The sequence below is a fragment of the Pseudomonas sp. Xaverov 83 genome (genome assembly GCF_019352905.1).
Classification (GTDB): domain Bacteria; phylum Pseudomonadota; class Gammaproteobacteria; order Pseudomonadales; family Pseudomonadaceae; genus Aquipseudomonas; species Aquipseudomonas yamanorum.
Genome location: NZ_JAAAFU010000002.1, coordinates 251,649 through 269,557 on the forward strand (window position 1 = coordinate 251,649; position 17,909 = coordinate 269,557).

At 62.1% G+C, this 17,909-nt stretch carries 14 protein-coding genes; 8 read left to right on the plus strand and 6 right to left on the minus strand.

What is annotated here, in order from left to right; all coding sequences use genetic code 11:
* The first annotated feature begins 29 nt into the window (after window positions 1-29).
* On the plus strand, window positions 30-902 hold the full coding sequence (trxA, locus tag K0H47_RS01340) for a thioredoxin (protein ID WP_093204655.1): 873 nt from the start codon (window positions 30-32) through the stop codon (window positions 900-902).
* Window positions 903-905: 3 nt separating this feature from the next.
* Here trxA and K0H47_RS01345 read toward each other — a convergent pair whose 3' ends face one another.
* Window positions 906-1,253, minus strand: coding sequence for a hypothetical protein (locus K0H47_RS01345; RefSeq protein WP_063026857.1), 348 nt, complete (start codon window positions 1,251-1,253; stop codon window positions 906-908).
* Window positions 1,254-1,388: 135 nt separating this feature from the next.
* Between K0H47_RS01345 and K0H47_RS01350 the strand changes: the two genes are divergently transcribed.
* The 5 genes from K0H47_RS01350 (at window position 1,389) to K0H47_RS01370 (ending at window position 5,456) form a co-directional block, all read left to right on the plus strand.
* The gene (locus tag K0H47_RS01350; RefSeq protein WP_219271791.1) at window positions 1,389-2,000 is read left to right on the plus strand and encodes a DUF2796 domain-containing protein; all 612 of its coding nucleotides are present in this window, start codon (window positions 1,389-1,391) and stop codon (window positions 1,998-2,000) included.
* Between the two features lie 150 nt (window positions 2,001-2,150).
* On the plus strand, window positions 2,151-2,861 hold the full coding sequence (locus tag K0H47_RS01355) for an ABC transporter ATP-binding protein (protein ID WP_063026852.1): 711 nt from the start codon (window positions 2,151-2,153) through the stop codon (window positions 2,859-2,861).
* Between the two features lies 1 nt (window position 2,862).
* On the plus strand, window positions 2,863-4,128 hold the full coding sequence (locus tag K0H47_RS01360) for an ABC transporter permease (RefSeq protein WP_003210004.1): 1,266 nt from the start codon (window positions 2,863-2,865) through the stop codon (window positions 4,126-4,128).
* Between the two features lie 11 nt (window positions 4,129-4,139).
* On the plus strand, window positions 4,140-4,661 hold the full coding sequence (locus K0H47_RS01365) for a DUF3299 domain-containing protein (RefSeq protein WP_063026848.1): 522 nt from the start codon (window positions 4,140-4,142) through the stop codon (window positions 4,659-4,661).
* A gap of 96 nt (window positions 4,662-4,757) precedes the next feature.
* Entirely contained in the window at window positions 4,758-5,456 is a 699-nt protein-coding gene (locus K0H47_RS01370; protein WP_063026846.1) for an OmpW family protein, read from the plus strand.
* A gap of 98 nt (window positions 5,457-5,554) precedes the next feature.
* On the opposite strand, the gene K0H47_RS01375 is transcribed toward K0H47_RS01370, so the two are convergent.
* From K0H47_RS01375 to K0H47_RS01390, 4 genes are all read right to left on the minus strand, one after another.
* Window positions 5,555-5,917 (minus strand): response regulator, encoded by a 363-nt coding sequence (locus K0H47_RS01375; RefSeq protein WP_063026844.1) that lies wholly within the window; start codon window positions 5,915-5,917, stop codon window positions 5,555-5,557.
* Between the two features lie 6 nt (window positions 5,918-5,923).
* Window positions 5,924-7,384, minus strand: a complete 1,461-nt coding sequence (locus K0H47_RS01380) for an ATPase domain-containing protein (protein WP_063026842.1) — start codon at window positions 7,382-7,384, stop codon at window positions 5,924-5,926.
* Between the two features lie 90 nt (window positions 7,385-7,474).
* Window positions 7,475-8,599, minus strand: coding sequence for an ATP-binding protein (locus K0H47_RS01385; protein WP_219271793.1), 1,125 nt, complete (start codon window positions 8,597-8,599; stop codon window positions 7,475-7,477).
* Window positions 8,600-8,842: 243 nt separating this feature from the next.
* Window positions 8,843-9,733, minus strand: a complete 891-nt coding sequence (locus K0H47_RS01390; RefSeq protein WP_008436463.1) for a sugar nucleotide-binding protein — start codon at window positions 9,731-9,733, stop codon at window positions 8,843-8,845.
* 166 nt (window positions 9,734-9,899) lie between these two features.
* On the opposite strand from K0H47_RS01390, the gene K0H47_RS01395 reads away from it, so the two are divergent.
* Window positions 9,900-14,180, plus strand: coding sequence for a DEAD/DEAH box helicase (locus K0H47_RS01395; RefSeq protein WP_219271795.1), 4,281 nt, complete (start codon window positions 9,900-9,902; stop codon window positions 14,178-14,180).
* Between the two features lie 116 nt (window positions 14,181-14,296).
* On the opposite strand, the gene K0H47_RS01400 is transcribed toward K0H47_RS01395, so the two are convergent.
* A complete protein-coding gene (locus tag K0H47_RS01400) occupies window positions 14,297-16,411 on the minus strand; it encodes a mechanosensitive ion channel family protein (protein ID WP_219271797.1) in 2,115 nt (704 codons plus the stop codon).
* A gap of 177 nt (window positions 16,412-16,588) precedes the next feature.
* Here K0H47_RS01400 and K0H47_RS01405 point away from each other — a divergent pair, with 177 nt between their 5' ends.
* Window positions 16,589-17,791, plus strand: coding sequence for an MFS transporter (locus tag K0H47_RS01405; protein ID WP_219271799.1), 1,203 nt, complete (start codon window positions 16,589-16,591; stop codon window positions 17,789-17,791).
* The last annotated feature ends 118 nt before the right edge of the window (window positions 17,792-17,909 follow it).

Consider the following 17,909-nt stretch of genomic DNA (forward strand, 5'->3'; position numbering starts at 1 on the left):
CCCATCCCCTGCTTTCTTCGAGATACCCCATGAGTGAGCCCACGCCGTACATCTTCGACGCCACCACCGCCACCTTCGACCAGGCAGTGATCCAGAATTCCTTCGAAAAACCCGTGCTGGTGGATTTCTGGGCCGAGTGGTGCGCGCCGTGCAAGGCGTTGATGCCGATGCTCGCGCAGATTGCCGAGAGTTATCAGGGAGAGTTGCTGCTGGCCAAGGTCGACTGCGATGCCGAGCCAGATGTGGTCTCGCGCTTTGGCATTCGCAGCCTGCCCACCGTGGTGCTGTTCAAGGATGGCCAGCCGGTGGATGGGTTTGCCGGTGCGCAACCCGAGTCCGCCGTGCGCGCGATGCTGGAGCCCCATGTGCAGATGCCGCCGCCAGCCGCTGCCGATCCGCTGGAGCAGGCCCAGGCGTTGTTTGCCGAAGGCCGTATCACCGACGCCGAGGCCGTGCTGGTGGCCTTGCTCGGGGAAGACAACACCAACGCCGCCGCGCTGATCCTGTACGCCCGCTGCCTCGCCGAACGCGGTGAGCTGGGTGAAGCGCAAACCGTGCTCGACGCGGTCAAGAGCGATGATCACAAGGCGGCACTGGCCGGCGCCAAGGCGCAGATTACTTTCCTGCGCCAGGCCGCCGACCTGCCGGACGCCGCGGATCTCAAGGCCCGCCTGGCGCAAAACCCGCAGGATGACGAGGCGGTGTACCAACTGGCCGTGCAACAACTGGCGCGCCAGCAATACGACGCCGCGCTGGATGGCTTGCTCAAGCTGTTCATCCGCAACCGCAGCTACAGCGACGGCCTGCCCCACAAGACGCTGTTGCAGGTATTCGAATTGCTCGGCAACGACCACCCGCTTGTCACCGTTTACCGCCGCAAGCTGTTCGCCGCGCTGTATTAAGCCTTACTCGATCCAGCTGTACAGCGGCGTATCCCCGCCGCTGCCTACCTTGACCTTGGCGCTATGGCGCAGGCGCACCAGCAGGCGCTTGCCCGCCGAGGCGCTGCCGGCCAAGCCTTCCAGTTGATCAAGCAATTCAAGGCCGTTGAGTTGCCCGGCCTTGCGCAGCAAATCCTGGGCGGCCTGCCACAGGCTCTCGTCCAGGTTACCCGGGGCCGGCGCCACCACGGGCTCGGCACTCGGGGGCTTGCTGGCCTGCAACTGCGCGCCCAGCCGGGCCCAGTCGCCGTCGTCCAGCTCCAGGGTCAAGTCCACCGGCAGGTCACCGACGGTTCCACGAATTCTCAACATCGCACTTACTCCCGCACTTTTCTGACGAGCATGCTCCCACGCGTCTTGCGCTACGCCAAGCAGGCGGTCAAACTCCTCGCAAAATTGTTATAAGATCACATAACAAAACTTTCATCTTTGTTCGGGAGTTCCACCATGCGCCGTTTGCTGCTCGCTTTGCCGTTTGCCCTGTTGCCACTGGCCATCGCCCAGGCAGCCGACGAGCACGACCATGATCACGAGCATGGCAGCCTGGGCGCCCACGAACACGGTGTCGGCCGCCTCAACGCCGTGCTCGACGGCCAGGCCCTGCAGCTGGAGCTGGACAGCCCGGCGATGAACCTGGTGGGTTTTGAACACCTCGCCACCACCCCTGCCGACAAAGCCAAGGTCGCCGCCGCCCGCAAGCAACTGGAGCAACCCTTGGTGCTGTTCAGCCTGCCCAAGGCCGCCGGTTGCGTGATCAGCACTCAGGAACTGAACAGCCCGCTGTTCGGCGACAAACCTGAAGCCGACCACGATGAGGACGATGACGACCACGCCACCGATGGCAAAGGCGCCGCCGCCCACGAACATCACCACGACCACAGCGAAATCCACGCTCACTACCAGTTCACCTGCGCCACGCCGACTGCCCTGAGCAACCTCGACCTGACCCAGGTGTTCAAGACCTTCCCCGCCACCCAGAAACTTCAGGTACAACTCATTGGCCCGAGCGGCCAGCAGGGTGTGGAAGCGACGGCCACAGCAGCCGCCCTCAAGTTCTGAGTTCATGCCCGGTTAATGTGGGAGCTGGCTTGCCTGCGACGGCATCGCCGCGGTGTTTCTGGAGCACCGCGGCGTCTGCATCGCAGGCAAGCCAGCTCCTACAGTTGATCAGTGTCATCATCCAAATCGAGCCAGACCACTGACTTCCCTATGACCCAAGCACTTATCGAACTGTCTGACCTGGGCTTCAACTGGCCGGGTCACCCACAGTTGCTGGACATCCCGACGTTTCGCCTGGAGCCGGGGGAAACCCTGTTCCTCAAGGGCCCCAGCGGCAGTGGCAAGACCACCCTGCTGGGCCTGCTGGGCGGTGTGCAAAAGCCCAGTCGCGGCAGTATTCGCCTGCTGGGCCAGGAGCTGACCGAACTCTCGGCCGGCGCCCGCGACCGCTTCCGTGTCGACCACACCGGCTACATCTTCCAGCAGTTCAACCTGCTGCCGTTTCTCTCGGTGCGCGAAAACGTCGAGTTGCCCTGCCACTTTTCCAAGCTGCGGGCGCTACGGGCAATCCAGCGCCACGGCAGCGTCGACCAGGCCGCCGCGACCTTGCTGGCCCACTTGGGCCTCAAGGACAAGAACCTGCTGGAACGCCGCGCCGACTCGCTCTCCATCGGCCAACAACAGCGGGTGGCCGCCGCCCGCGCGTTGATCGGCCAGCCGGAACTGGTGATCGCCGACGAACCGACTTCAGCCCTGGACTACGACGCCCGGGAAGCCTTCATTCAGTTGTTGTTCGCCGAATGCCGCGAAGCAGGCGCCAGCCTGTTGTTCGTCAGCCATGACCAGAGCCTGGCGCCGCTGTTCGACCGCAACCTGTCGCTGGCCGAACTCAATCGCGCCGCCACGCCCGCAGAGGTTTGAGATGTATTTGTTTCGACTAGCCATGGCCAGCCTGGCTAACCGCCGCTTTACCGCGATCCTCACCGCCTTCGCCATCGCCCTCTCGGTGTGCCTGTTGCTGGCGGTGGAGCGGGTACGCACCGAAGCCCGCGCCAGCTTCGCCAGCACCATCAGCGGTACCGACCTGATCGTCGGCGCGCGCTCCGGCTCGGTGAATTTGCTGCTGTATTCGGTGTTCCGCATCGGCAACGCCACCAACAATATTCGCTGGGACAGCTACGAACACTTCGCCGCCAACCCGCAGGTGAAATGGGCAATCCCGATTTCCCTCGGCGACTCCCACCGCGGCTACCGCGTGATGGGCACCAACGAATCCTATTTCGAACACTATCAATACGGGCGCCGGCAGAACCTCGAACTTGCCAGTGGTCGCGCCTTCGCCACCGATCCATTCGAAGTGGTGCTCGGCGCCGAAGTGGCCGATGCCCTGCATTACAAGCTGGGCGACAAGCTGGTGCTGGCCCACGGCGTGGCGGTGGTCAGTCTGGTCAAGCACGATGACAAGCCGTTCACCGTGGTCGGCATCCTCAAGCGCACCGGTACCCCGGTGGACCGCACGCTGCACATCAGCCTCGGTGGCATGGAAGCGATTCACATCGACTGGCACAACGGCGTACCCGCCCAGGGCAAAGGCCGGATCAGCGCCGACCAGGCCCGCAACATGGACCTGACGCCCCAAGCCATCACCGCGTTCATGCTCGGCTTGAACAACAAGATCTCCACCTTCGCCCTGCAACGGGAGATCAACGAATTCCGTGGCGAGCCAATGCTGGCGATCCTGCCGGGCGTGGCCCTGCAAGAGTTGTGGAGCATGATGGGCACCGCTGAAAAAGCGCTGTTCGTGATCTCGCTGTTCGTGGTGCTGACCGGCTTGATCGGCATGCTCACCGCGATCCTCACCAGCCTCAACGAGCGCCGCCGGGAAATGGCGATCCTGCGTTCGGTGGGCGCGCGGCCTTGGCATATCGCGACGTTGCTGATCTTCGAAGCCTTCGCCCTGGCGCTGTCCGGCGTGATTGCCGGTGTCGGGTTGCTGTATGTGTGCATCGCCGCGTCGCGCGGGTATTTGCAGGCCAATTACGGCCTGGACCTGCCGCTGTCATTGCCGAGCGAATATGAATGGACCCTGCTCGGCGGTATTCTCGTCGCAGCCTTGCTGATGGGCAGCGTGCCGGCCTGGCGTGCCTACCGGCAATCGTTGGCCGACGGCCTGTCGATACGTTTATGAGGAAGCTGTTGATGCGTCGCGTCGTGCTTGCGCTGTTACTGCTGGTGACCCTGCCTGCCTGGGCTGAAGACCAGCCCAAGGACCTGTCGTGGCAGGAGATGATCCCGCCGGATGCACCGCCGGAAATCCCCAACATGAAACCGCTGCACGACTTGTCGGGCATGGCTGATGCGTTGTCGGTGGAGTCTGCACCGGCCGCCAAGCAGGACCTGCCCAACGCGCCAGTCGTACAAAGCCTGGACGGTAAGCACATCCGCCTGCCGGGCTATATCGTGCCGCTGGAAGTCAGCGAGGAAGGTCGCACCACGGAGTTCCTGCTGGTGCCGTATTTCGGCGCGTGCATCCATGTACCGCCACCGCCGTCGAACCAGATCGTGCATGTCAAAAGCGAAGTCGGCGTGAAGCTCGACGAGTTGTATCAGCCGTACTGGATCGAAGGCCAGATGCAGGTCAAACCGTCCAGCAGCGAACTGGCCGACGCCGGCTACCAGATGGAGGCCGACAAGATCTACGTATACGAGTTGCAGGAATAACCCGTGATTGCGCTTTCATTGAGCTGAGTCAAAGGCTCGATCGTTATGATCTTTACCATTGGACACAAGCAATTAATAACGTCCTCTGGAGCTCCCATGAACAAGTCCCTGCTCGGCGCGTCGCTTGTCGCGCTCGCCCTCGTCGCCCCCGTTGCCCATGCTCACGAAGCCGGCGACATCCTGATTCGCGCCGGTGCTATCACCGTCAACCCGAAAGCGGACAGCAGCAGTGTCAAGGTTGACCAGGGCCCGCTGGCCGGGACCAACCTGGGCGGCAAGGCGACCATGAGCAGCGACACTCAACTGGGCTTGAACTTCGCCTACATGTTGACCAGCCACTGGGGTATCGAACTGCTGGCGGCCACGCCGTTCGAACATGATGTGAAAATCAAGAACACCGCCCTGGCGCCAGCCAACGGCAAGCTCGGCTCGCTGAAACACCTGCCGCCGACCCTGAGCGTCGTGTACTACCCGCTGGACAGCAAGTCGGTATTCCAACCGTACATCGGCGCCGGTATCAACTACACCTGGATCTACGACGAACACGTCGGCGGTCGCGCCCAAGAGGCCGGTTTCAGCAACTTCAAGGCGGAAAACTCCTGGGGTTGGGCCGCGCAGATCGGTGCGGACTACATGATCAATGACAAGTGGATGATCAACGCCCAGGCGCGCTACATCGACATCAGCACCAAGGCCACTGTGGATAACAACGCGCTGGGCCAGGGCACTCGGGCCAAGGTCAATGTGGATGTTGACCCGATGGTGTACATGGTCGGTATTGGCTACAAGTTCTAGGTTCTACCCAAGGCCCTGTTTTACAGGGCCTTTTTTGTGAGGCTTTCCATGGAGGCAAGCGCCAATCAGAGGCCAGGCACACGCCCGTGTGCTGCGAATCAGGCTTCAGCCAGGAGTTGGCGAACTTCAGCGATGACCAAGTCAATGTTGAACGGCTTTTTCAACACCGCATTGAACAAGTCCGACCGCTCCATACCAATATGAGCTTGGGCTCCGCTGATCAGGATGATGGGCAAGTGATTGACAGCCGGTAGCGCGCGGACAGCTTCGGCAAACTCCTGGCCATCCATGACCGGCATCATGAAGTCGGTGATGATCAACGCTGGCCGCTCGCGCTCCAGGACCTCGAGTCCTTTCTGGCCATTGCTCGCTTTTACGACCATGTACCCCTCATCCTCCAGCGCATAGCCGAGAATGTCAGCGATCAAATACTCGTCGTCGACGACCAGGATGGTGGTCATGTCAGTTCAACCCGAATCAGAGACTTTGGACGTTGAGCCCGGCAGCGAAGAATCATTAGAGACAGCCAATGCATTTCTTGATGCCTTCTTCAGGTCAACGCCGTTTTCATGGATTACCACTTCAAGAAGCGAAGGATCGTAGAAGCTATCTCGTACCTTAAGAATCGAAAGCATTCTTCTTAGTTCAGATTGAATCTCGAAGAAGCGCATCAGCAGCAGGTTGTCGACAATACTGGACAGGTCCGGGGTCGGAGAACTGACCTCCGAACCAAAAACGTCACGCATCTCCCACGAGGCAAACACCGTTACGCCACGGGCACGAAGCTCGCTCATCAGCGCGCTGTAGAAATCAGTGATACGTGCCGGGTTCGTCGACACTCGAGTCATGCCGCTCAAGCTGTCGATGAACAGGCGCTTGATGCCCTTTTCCTCAACCATTTTCAGCAGTCGTGCGCCGAGACCGTCGAGCAGGCCTTCTGTCGTGGGTTGCCAGGCAATACTCAGCGCACCACTTTCTTCCATACCCTTGATATCAATCCCCAGCGATTGGCCTTTGAGACGTAACCGCTGCGGGCTTTCATAAAAACCGAAATGCAGGCCCGGCGCTTCCACTGTCGACTCTGCGAGAAACCGGAGCCCCAACGTGGTTTTCCCGACGCCGGAAGGCCCCATGACGAGCGTAACGGAAGAACTGTGCAGGCCACCGCCGATGATGGCGTCCAGCGAACCGATGCCGCTGGTGATACGCGTCAGGTCGGCACTGTCAGGTAACGATGGATGGCTGTAGAGGCTTTCCAGACGCGGATAAACCACCAGGCCATCGTCGGTAATTTCACACTCGTGCAATCCGGTCAGTGCACCACTGCCGCGAGTCTTGCGCAGTTGAATACGGCGCACTGAACGGCTGCCGTGAAGCTCCTCGCCCATCTCAATCACACCATCAACCATGGTGTGCTCAGGACTGCCGTCGTCCAACCGGGAACTGGTGAGAAACAACACCGTACAACCGGCGAACGCGGCGTGGCCTTGCAGCTCGGAAATGAATTTCTTGGTGTCGATGGGCGAGTCAGCCTTGGAGCGCGCATTAAGCAAGCCGTCGACCACTAACACGGTGGCCTTCTGACGACTGATCTCACGCCGAAGCAGCTTGACCACTTCATCGAGACCGTCGTTCTCAAGGGTGTCAAACGCACTGACGAACTGAATTTCAGCTCCCACCCGGGAAACATCAAAGAAGTTCAGGGTCGAGAGGAATTGAAATAAACGGTCGTGGGACTCAGCCAGCAACGTGGCCACCAGTACACGGCCCCCGTTGCGCGCATGATTAAACCCCAGTTGATTGGCGAGGATGGTTTTACCGGATCCTGGGCGCCCCTGGATAATGTAGGAGGCACCTGCGACTAGCCCGCCCTTGAGCAGAGCATCCAGCCCTTCTATTCCGCTTTGAAGGCGATTTAGCTTTTCCACAATGCAACCCTGATGTGAACAACAGGCTCTTAAGCCGAAGGTTTACGATGCTAACTCCATTTGCGCAATCGGGCTATCCGCTCATCCAGTTCAAGGGCGGGGCAAATAGAGCGTGAACGTACTTCCCTGCCCCAGATGACTCTCGACCCTGATCTCTCCCCCCGACTGTTTGGCAAACCCCAATACCTGACTGAGCCCCAGCCCGGTTCTCTGGCCTTTGCCTTTGGTGGAGAAAAACGGTTCAAAGATTCTATCGAGGCTGAACGGAGCGATACCCGAGCCATTGTCTGTGATGGACACGGCAACGAAACGCCCCTTGATAAGGGGATAGCCATGGGACGCAGGGATAAGGTCCATCGACTCAACACGGATGACCAGCTCCCCCTTATCCATCATGGCGTCTCGGGCGTTCATGACCATATTGAGAATGGCGGCTTCGAACTGTCCTGGGTCAACGTTTACAACGCAGGGTACTGCTGTGGACTCGATGCGTACGTTGATGCCTGCCCCTACTCGCACAGCAATCGTATCGGCCATGGCCAACGTGCTTGAATTGATATCCAGCGATGCGGGATGCAGGGCTTGCCTGCCAGCGAAGCACAGCAATTGACTGGTGAAATGAGAACCACGCTCCACCGCCTCGGAAATGGCTTCCACCAGGCGCAGCCGCCGCTCTTCTGATGCTGAAGGACGCTTCAACAGATCCGCTGAAGAACGGATCACCGTCAGCAGATTGTTAAAGTCATGCGCCACTCGGCCTGTTACCCGCCCCAGCGCGTCCATCTTTTGCGGCTGAGGTAATTTTTCCTGGCTCACATCCTGAGCGGTCCCCGTCATCGCGACGGGCAGACCATCATCGGCATAACGGGGTCTCGCGCGCACGTGCAGCCAGCGAGTTTCACCGAGTGGCGTGATGACGCGGTAGTGAACGTCGTAGTCGCCACGTTGAGCGATCGAGCGATCCCACGCTTCGGCCACTCGGCGCTTGTCTTCGGCATGCACCAAGCGCTGCATGTGTTCATAACTGAACGGTATCTGTGGTTCGAGTCCGAAGTTGAGGCGGCAAGTGGCCGAGGTCTTCAGCTCACCCGTCGTCAAATCCAGGCGCCATATACCAAGCCCGGCGGTACTCAAAGCGAACTGCAGGTCGTGCGCCTCCTCATACACATCATTGTGAGGAGGCGGCGAACCATTCACCGGAGAATGTGTTGCCATGATGGGTAGGGCTCCTCTTTTAGGCTGCCCATGACGAGATGGGCGAAGTCTTCTTCTGAATGCAGACTTTTGCTTTTGCTGAACGAGCCGTAAGCACAATCAATCCCTATTGGCATGGATGACCGGGCGCACCAAAGGTTTCAAATTTTTCGTATGCCGTGCCGCCCCCCGTCTGGCCAACACGTATCAACCGAATCCGTCCGGACACCGCCGCAAAAAAGGCGCCTGTTGCAGGCGCCTTTTTTATGTTTGACCGTGTCGGTAGAACCGGTCGAGCAACGCCGGCAACCCGGCCCGCCATGCCCGTGGCTTGATGCCGAAGGTGTGGAGGATTTTCTTGCAGGCCAGCACCGCGTGTTGCGGTTCATCGGCGGCATCCGGACGGGCGGCGTGGGCCTGGGCGGTCGGCGCTTCCACGGCCAGCGGGTGGAAGTTGCGCGCTTCGGTCAGGATCGCCTGCCCCAGCGCCAGCGGGGTGGTCGCTTCGTGGCCGGCATAGTGATAAGTGCCCCACAACGGCGCGGCGCAATCGAGTTGCTTGAGCACCGAAATGATCACCCGCGCAGCATCGTCTACCGGCGTCGGGTTGCCCCGGCGGTCGTCGGCCATCAGCAGTTCGTCAGGTTTTTCGGCACGGGCCAGGAAGCGTCCGAGGGTGCCGTCGACGCTGTCATCCAGCAGCCAGCCAAAACGCAGCAGCACGTGCTGCGGACAGGTGGCGCGTACGCTCTGCTCGATGCGCCACAACGCCTGGCCCCGCAGTCCCAAGGGCACGGGTTCGTCTTTTTCGCTGTAGGCGGTGGCGCGGGAGCCATCGAACACCCGGTAGCTGGACGGTTGCAGCAAAGTGATGCTGTGGTGCTGGCACAGTTCCGCCAGGCGCTCGATCGCATATTCCTGGGCAGCCAGACGCGTTTCGCTGACCGTCTCCGCCTGGAACCAGTCGAAGTAATAGGCGAGATTGATCAAGGCATCGGGACGGGTGTCGTCGAGCAGTTGCGTGAGGCTCGCGGCATCCCAGCCGTCTTGGGGCGGACGCGGGGCGAGGAAACCGATGTCTTCCTCCGCACCGAGGCGAATCAGCGCCTGCCCGAGGGCATTCCCGCCGCCCAGTAACATAAGGCGCATTCGCATAGATTGAGCAGGCCCGGTCTGTTTGGAACGATGGTTATTATCGACAGGCTTGTGAGCCATGCCGTTGGCATTTGCCAGAATCGTTGCATTTTGCGGGTTTGTAGCGCAACCGTCACTTATAAAGTGCGGGGTTGCAAGTTGCCGGGGCTGGCCGCATAAATTGGGTATGAACCTTCCAGAATCAACGGACACGGTCTTGAACGGTTTTCACCCCGCCGTCAGCGCCTGGTTCCGCAGTACGTTCCCGTCGGTGACCACCGCCCAGGCCCGGGCGTGGCCGCTGATCCGCGAGCGACGCTCGACGCTGATTGCCGCGCCCACCGGCTCCGGCAAGACCCTGACCGCCTTTCTCGCGGTGCTGGACGACCTTGTACACCAAGGCCTGGCCAATGGCGGCCAACTGCCAGATCAGACGCTGGTGGTCTACGTCTCGCCGCTCAAGGCATTGTCCAACGATATCCAGATCAACCTGCAAAACCCGCTGGCTGGTATCACCGACCACCTGCAGCGCCTGGGCCTGCCGCCGCTGGCGATCCGCACCGCCGTGCGTACCGGCGACACCCCACAGAAAGACCGCGCCCTGATGCGCAAGCACCCGCCGCATATCCTGGTCACCACGCCAGAATCGCTTTATGTACTGCTGGGCTCGGATTCCGGCCGGCAGATGCTCGCCAGTATTCGTACGGTGATCGTCGACGAAATCCACGCCATCGCCGCTAGCAAACGCGGCAGCCACCTGGCCCTGACGCTGGAGCGCTTGCAGGGTTTGTGCAGCGAACCGCTGACCCGCATAGGCCTGTCGGCCACGCAAAAGCCCATCGAGGCGGTGTCGCGCTTTCTGGTGGGTACCGACCGGCCTTGCGAGATCGTCGACATCGGCCACGCGCGCCCACGGGATCTGGATATCGAAGTACCGCCGGTGCCACTGTCGGCGGTCATGGCCAACGACGTGTGGGAGCTGGTCTACGACCGCCTCGCCGAACTGGCCAAACAACACCGCACCACGCTGATTTTCGTCAACACTCGGCGCCTGGCCGAACGCCTGGCGCGGCACTTGAGCGAGCGCCTGGGCAAAACCGCCGTCGCCGCCCACCACGGCAGCCTCGCCAAGGAACTGCGCCTGGACGCCGAACAACGGCTCAAGGCCGGCGAGTTGCAAGTGCTGATCGCCACCGCGTCGCTGGAGCTGGGGATTGATATTGGCGATGTTGATCTGGTGTGCCAGATCAGCTCGCCCGGCTCGATCAACGGTTTCCTGCAACGGGTCGGACGCTCCGGGCATCAGGTCGGCGGCACGCCCAAAGGCCGGTTGTTCGCCACCACCCGCGACGACCTGATCGAATGCGCCGCCCTCCTCGACTGCGTGCGCCGGGGCGAGCTGGACACCTTGCTGATCCCGGTCGCGCCGCTGGATGTGCTGGCCCAGCAGATCATCGCCGAAGTCAGCTGCCAGGAATGGCAGGAACAGGCCCTGCTCGCGCTGGTCCGCCGCGCCTCACCCTACGCCGAACTGGATGAACGTCACTATCAGGCGCTGCTACAGATGCTCGCCGAGGGCTACAACGGCCGCCAGGGCATCCGCAGCGCCTACCTGCACCGCGACGCCATCACCCGCACCCTGCGCGGCCGGCGGGGCGCCAAGCTCACCGCCGTGACCAGCGGCGGCACCATCCCCGACAACGCCGACTACAGCGTGCTGCTGGAGCCGCAAAGCCTGAACATCGGCAGCGTCAACGAAGACTTCGCGGTGGAAAGCATCGCCGGGGATATTTTCCAGTTGGGCAACACGTCGTACCGAATCCTGCGGGTGGAAGCCGGCAAAGTGCGGGTCGAGGATGCCCACGGCCAACCGCCGACCATTCCGTTCTGGCTCGGTGAGGCACCGGGGCGCAGTGCCGAGTTGTCGTTTGCCGTGGCGCGCCTGCATGGGCAACTGGACGAGCTGCTGGGGGCCACGCCCGGCAAGCTGCAAACGGCGCTCGACTGGCTCACCGGCACCCTCGGTTTGAACCTGGCCAGCGCCGAACAGCTGGTGGATTACCTGGCGCGGGCGCGGCTGGCGTTGAGCGCGCTGCCGTCCCAGGACACGCTGATCATGGAGCGGTTTTTCGACGAGTCCGGCGGCACCCAATTGATCATCCACACGCCGTTCGGCAGTCGCATCAACCGCGCCTGGGGCCTGGCGTTGCGCAAGCGTTTTTGCCGCACCTTCAACTTCGAACTGCAAGCCGCCGCCAGCGAAGATGCGATCGTGTTGTCACTCTCCACCAGCCACAGCTTTGAGCTGGATGAGGTATGGCGCTACCTGAACAGCAACACCGCCGAGCATATCCTGATTCAGGCGGTTCTGGATGCACCGCTGTTCGGCGTGCGCTGGCGCTGGAATGCCGGGGTGGCCCTGGCGCTGCCGCGTTATACCGGCGGGCGCAAAGTGGCGCCGCAGATCCAGCGCATGAAGAGTGAAGACCTGATCGCCAGTGTGTTCCCGGACCAGATCGCCTGCCTGGAAAACCTCGCCGGCGAGCGGGAAGTGCCCGAGCATCCGCTGGTGGAGCAAACCCTCGATGATTGCCTGCACGAAGCCATGGACAGCGAAGGCTGGCTGGCCCTGCTGCGGCGCATGGAGCGCGGAGAGATTCGCCTGATCAGCCGCGACCTGCCGGCGCCGTCACCACTGGCGGCGGAGATTCTCAGCGCGCGCCCCTACACCTTTCTCGATGATGCACCGCTGGAAGAGCGTCGTACCCAGGCCGTGCTCAACCGCCGCTGGAGCGACCCGCAAAGCACCGACGACCTCGGTGCGCTGGACGCCGAAGCAATTGCCGGTGTGTGCGAGGAAGCCTGGCCGGCGCCCAACGGCCTGGACGAAATGCATGAAGCGTTGATGAGTCTGGCGTGCATCGCTGAATCGGAAGTTGCGCCGCAATGGGCCGAATGGCTGCAAGCCCTGGCCGACGGTGGGCGCGCCAGCCGATTGCAGGTCGGTGCCGACCAAGCCGTTTGGGTCGCCCTGGAGCGCTTGAGTTGCTTAAAGGCGATCTATCCAAATGACCTGCCGCTGCTACCCGGTTTCGATGAGCCCTGGACCTTCGATGAAGCCTTGGTGGAAGTTCTGCGGGCGCGCCTGACCGGTTTTGGCCCATTGACCCTGATCGAGATCGCCGCGCCCCTGGCCTTGCCGGTGGCAGACGTATCACAGGCACTTGCGCGGCTGGAAAGCGAAGGCTACGTACTGCGCGGCCGTTTCAGCCCCGGCGCCAGCGACGAACAATGGTGCGAACGCCACCTGCTGGCGCGCATTCACCGCTACACGGTCAAGCGCCTGCGCCGGGAAATCGAGCCGGTGGCGTTGCAGGATTTCATGCGGTTTCTGTTCGACTGGCAGCACCTGTCGGAGGGCACCCGTGGCCAGGGCAGCGCGGTGTTGCCGCAGATCGTCGCGCAGTTCGAAGGGTATGCCGCAGCCACATCGGCCTGGGACAGCGATTTGCTCAGTGCGCGGATCAAGGATTACGCGCCCCACTGGCTGGACGATTTGTGCCGCAGCGGCAAGGTGGTGTGGACACGCCTGAGCAACAAGGCTGGCGCGACGGCCTTGCGTAGCACGCCGGTGGTGCTGTTGCCCCGCAGCCAGGTGCCTTTGTGGAGCGGATTGACCGACGCGCCGGACAGCGCCGAGCTGTCGCCCAAGGCACAGAAAGTCCATCAGGCACTGCGGGAAAACGGCGCGCTGTTTTTCGATGAACTGATTCATGAAGCCCATCTGCTGCGCACCGAACTGGAAACCGCCTTGCAGGAATTGGTGGGCGCCGGGCTGGCGAACGCCGACAGCTTCGCTGGCCTGCGCGCCCTGACCACACCCGCGAGCAAACGCCAGGCCCGCAGCAGTCGGCGCGGGCGTGGCGCGTTTGTAGGCGGGATGGACGATGCCGGGCGTTGGGCCCTGGTACGGCGGGCGCCGGTGGCGGATGGCACACGTCCGGGGGCTCACTCGGCCGAGACGCTGGAGCATGTGGCGATGACCTTGCTGCGGCGATACGGCGTGGTGTTCTGGCGCCTGCTGGAGCGCGAGGCGGACTGGCTGCCCAGTTGGCGGGAATTGCTGCGCACGTTCCATCGCCTGGAAGCCCGGGGCGAAATTCGCGGTGGGCGGTTTGTGAGTGGTTTGGCGGGGGAACAGTTTGCATTGCCGGAAGCGATTCCGCTGCTGCGGGAAGTTCGGCGGCGGCCCCACGATGGAAGCTTGATTGCCGTGTGTGGGGCGGATCCGCTGAACCTGGTGGGCACATTGTTGCCGGGTGGCAAGGTGCCTGCGTTGAGCGGTAATCGGCTGGTGTATCGGGATGGATTGCCGGCGGCGGTGGGGATTGCGGGCAAGCAGCAGGTGTTGCTGGAACTGGATCCGCAGGCAGCAGGGTTGGTGCGGGAGAAGCTGATCAGGCGCTGAAGTGTGTTGCGCCTGTGACGCCCCCATCGCGGGCAAGCCCGGCTCCCACTTTTGATCGCATTCCAACTGTGGGAGCTGGCTTGCCTGCGATGAGGCCAGTACTGCCACCACAACAACTATTGGGTTCTTGGCTGCTCGGTAAGCACCACCGACGAAGGCACTTCTTCTCCCGGCTCATCCACCTGCTGCCCAACCCGCTGCGGCACCATCACCTGCTGTGGATAAGTTTGCGCGAAGTGGACGAAGGCGCAGTTATCCACAAGCTTCTTCAACCGCTGGTTAAACGCACGACTCACCGCATATTGCCCGCCCGACACCGTACGGAATTGCGCCGTCAGCACCACGCCGTTGAGGTCCATCTTGTCGACGCCAAATACCTCCAGCGGCCCTTGCAGGTTGTACTTGAGGAACACGTCGTCGCGGATCGACTGCCCCGCCTCGCGAATCAACTCCACGGCCTTGTCGACGTCGGTGTCGTAGGTGAACTGCACCGAGAAGAACGCGTAGGCGAATTGCCGCGACTGGTTGGTGACGGCCTTGATCTGCCCGAACGGCACCGAATGCACAAACCCCTTGCCGTCCCGCAGGCGCAGGGTGCGGATGGTCAGGCCCTCGACGGTACCGGCGTGGCCCGAATCGAGCACCACCCAGTCGCCGATCGACAGGGTGTCTTCGATGATGATGAACAGCCCGGTGATCACATCCTGCACCAGTTGCTGGGAGCCAAAACCAATGGCCAAACCCACCACCCCGGCACCCGCCAGCAGCGGTGCGACGTTGATCCCCAGGTTCGCCATGGTGGTGATCGCGCAGATCACCACCAGGATGATTTTCACCGCGTTGCGCAGCAGCGGCAGGATGGTTTTCACCCGTGTGCTGGGCTGGCGGCTGGAGCGTTTGTTGACCGGTGGCTTCAGCGCTTCCTGGATCGCGGTGTCGAGCACCACCCAGAACAGCCAGGTCACCAGCAGGATCAAACCGATGCTGCTCAGGGAATCACTGATGGCCCGGCCCACGGAATTGCGCTGGGCAAATTCAAACAGCGAAACGCCCCAGATACGCCCGAGGATTTCGATAAAGGCGATGGCCATGACGATGCGCAACAGCGCGTGCAGCAGGCTGAGGAAACGCTCTTTGTAGGCGCTGCTGCGCTGGACCGCCACCGTGCTGCGGGACTGGAACAGGTGCTGCAACACCGTGCTGAGGAACACCGTGCCGATCAGCAGGATCGTGGTGAACAGTGCGCAGCGCAGGGCTTTCTGGCTGTCGTCGCCGGCGCCGATCAGGTTGATCGCCGACACCAGCACCATCAATAGAATCGGCCAATACCACAGGCCGGAAAACACCCGCAGGGATTGCTGCACCGCCGGGTGTTTCAAGCGCTGGGCCAGGGGCCGGTTGCGGATCAAATGGGCCACCGGACGGCGCAGGCGAATCACCAGCATGCCGAAAATCACCGAGGCAAACAGCCCGGTAAAAATCGCCACGCTGGCGGTGATATTGCCCCCCAATTGGCGAGCGATCTGCGGGCTGGTCAGCGCATCGCTGAGGGCCGCAAGGAAGCCGATCAGGAACAGCGGCTTGGGGCAGTAGTCACGAATAATCTGCACCGCCGGGCGCTTGTGGCCGACATTGAACATGACGATCACGCACAGCAGGATCGAAGTTGAAAAAATACCGCTGCTGGTGGCATAGGCAAAACACAGGGCCAGCGCGCGGCCCACTGACGTGGGCAGGAAATGGCTGACGTAAAGCGTCAGTGGCAAACAGATCAAGGCGGGAATCGTGTAGGGAATCAAGTAGCCGAGCAACGCCTGGAGGCGCTGGCGCGGTGCGATATGTCGCTGCAGGCTCAGGCGCTTGACGATAAAGCGCCCGAGCAGGGTCAGCGCGGCGAAGGCGCCGATCCACACCCCGGACAACAACAGGAAATCCCCGGCCACACTCCATGAGGAACGTTCGGACGGCTGGTTGACCAGCTTGTCCACTTCATCCGCCGCCCGATCGGCCCGCAGGCGCCAGGCGTCCACCAGGCTCTGGTTGAGGTCGAGTTTGTCCTGCACATGATCGATGCTGGAGCTGATGGCGCCGAGCAGGCCGCCTTCTACCAACAGTTCCGGCGTGGCCGGGGCGGCAGGCGCTGGAGCCGCGGGGGCGGTGGCCGCTTGCAGCGCGCCGCTGCCGCAGAACAGCAGCGTGCCGAGCAGTAGCACAGTCTTTAAATTCAACAAAACACCGGGCTCCTTCAGAAGGGTCTGTAAGGAACTGACGGGTTTGACGCCCGATCGTTCCCCCCGCGCGTCGATCCGTGCGTACCAGGCAAATATCAAATGCCAATACCTGTCTTTTTCCGCACAAGCCGAACCCGGAGACTGCGCTCCTGATTGAAACCCACCGGAGTTGCAGCCATGCCCATTGCCTTGCTCGCGCTGACCCTCAGCGCTTTTGCCATCGGGACGACCGAATTCGTCATCGTTGGCCTGTTACCCACCATCGGCGCCGACCTTGGCGTCAGCCTGCCGTCCGCCGGCCTGCTGGTCAGCCTCTACGCCCTGGGCGTGGCCATCGGCGCGCCGGTGCTCACCGCCCTGACCGGCAAAGTGCCACGCAAACTGCTGCTGTTGTCGCTGATGGTGCTGTTCACCCTCGGCAACCTGCTGGCCTGGCAAGCGCCGAGTTATGAGTCCCTGGTACTGGCGCGGATCGTCACCGGCCTGGCCCACGGGGTGTTCTTCTCGATTGGCTCGACCATCGCCACCAGCCTGGTGCCCAAGGAAAAAGCCGCCAGCGCGATTGCCATCATGTTTACCGGTCTGACCGTCGCGTTGGTGACCGGTGTGCCGCTGGGGACATTTATCGGCCAGCACTTCGGCTGGCGTGAAACCTTCCTCGCCGTCTCGGCCCTGGGTCTGATCGCGTTTATCGGCAGCCTGCTCTACGTGCCGAACAACATCGCCCACAACAAACCCGCGTCGCTGTTGCAGCAACTGCAAGTTCTGAAACAGCCACGGCTGCTGCTGGTGTACGCCATGACAGCGGTCGGTTACGGCGGCTCGTTCATCGCGTTCACCTACCTGGCGCCGATTCTTCAGGATATCTCCGGGTTCAGCGCCGGCACCGTCAGCCTGGTGCTGCTGGTGTACGGTATCTCGGTGGCCGTCGGTAACATCTGGGGCGGAAAATTGGCAGACAAACGCGGACCGATCAGTGCCCTGAAAATCATCTTCGCCCTGCTCGCCGCTGTGTTGTTTGTATTGACCATGACCGCAAGCAACCCATGGCTGGCCTTGGCCACGGTGCTGGTGTGGGGCGCGGTCGCCTTCGGCAACGTGCCGGGCTTGCAGGTGTACGTGGTGCGCCAGGCGGAACATCACACGCCGAACGCGGTGGACGTGGCCTCGGGCCTGAACATCGCGGCGTTCAACCTGGGGATTGCCGGTGGCGCGTGGGCCGGTGGCTTGATCGTCGCTCACATGGGCTTGATCCACACGGCGTGGATTGGCGGTTCGGTGGTGCTGGTGGCCCTGGCGCTGACCGCCTGGAGCGGGCGTCTTGACCGGTTGGGCCCGGTGTATGCCGAGAGTTCGACCCGGGTGGTTGGCGGGCACTGATCCATCGGGATAAACACAAAGCAACTGTGGGAGCCGGGCTTGCCCGCGATGGCGGTGGATCAGTGAGATATGTCTCTGCTGACACGCCGTCATCGCGGGCAAGCCCGGCTCCCACATT

Coding starts and splice junctions, on each gene's coding strand:
- trxA (WP_093204655.1), top strand. CDS start 30: ATGAGTGAGCCCACGCCGTACATCTTCGACGCCACCACCGCCACCTTC.
- K0H47_RS01345 (WP_063026857.1), bottom strand. CDS start 1,253: ATGTTGAGAATTCGTGGAACCGTCGGTGACCTGCCGGTGGACTTGACC.
- K0H47_RS01350 (WP_219271791.1), top strand. CDS start 1,389: ATGCGCCGTTTGCTGCTCGCTTTGCCGTTTGCCCTGTTGCCACTGGCC.
- K0H47_RS01355 (WP_063026852.1), top strand. CDS start 2,151: ATGACCCAAGCACTTATCGAACTGTCTGACCTGGGCTTCAACTGGCCG.
- K0H47_RS01360 (WP_003210004.1), top strand. CDS start 2,863: ATGTATTTGTTTCGACTAGCCATGGCCAGCCTGGCTAACCGCCGCTTT.
- K0H47_RS01365 (WP_063026848.1), top strand. CDS start 4,140: ATGCGTCGCGTCGTGCTTGCGCTGTTACTGCTGGTGACCCTGCCTGCC.
- K0H47_RS01370 (WP_063026846.1), top strand. CDS start 4,758: ATGAACAAGTCCCTGCTCGGCGCGTCGCTTGTCGCGCTCGCCCTCGTC.
- K0H47_RS01375 (WP_063026844.1), bottom strand. CDS start 5,917: ATGACCACCATCCTGGTCGTCGACGACGAGTATTTGATCGCTGACATT.
- K0H47_RS01385 (WP_219271793.1), bottom strand. CDS start 8,599: ATGGCAACACATTCTCCGGTGAATGGTTCGCCGCCTCCTCACAATGAT.
- K0H47_RS01390 (WP_008436463.1), bottom strand. CDS start 9,733: ATGCGAATGCGCCTTATGTTACTGGGCGGCGGGAATGCCCTCGGGCAG.
- K0H47_RS01395 (WP_219271795.1), top strand. CDS start 9,900: ATGAACCTTCCAGAATCAACGGACACGGTCTTGAACGGTTTTCACCCC.
- K0H47_RS01405 (WP_219271799.1), top strand. CDS start 16,589: ATGCCCATTGCCTTGCTCGCGCTGACCCTCAGCGCTTTTGCCATCGGG.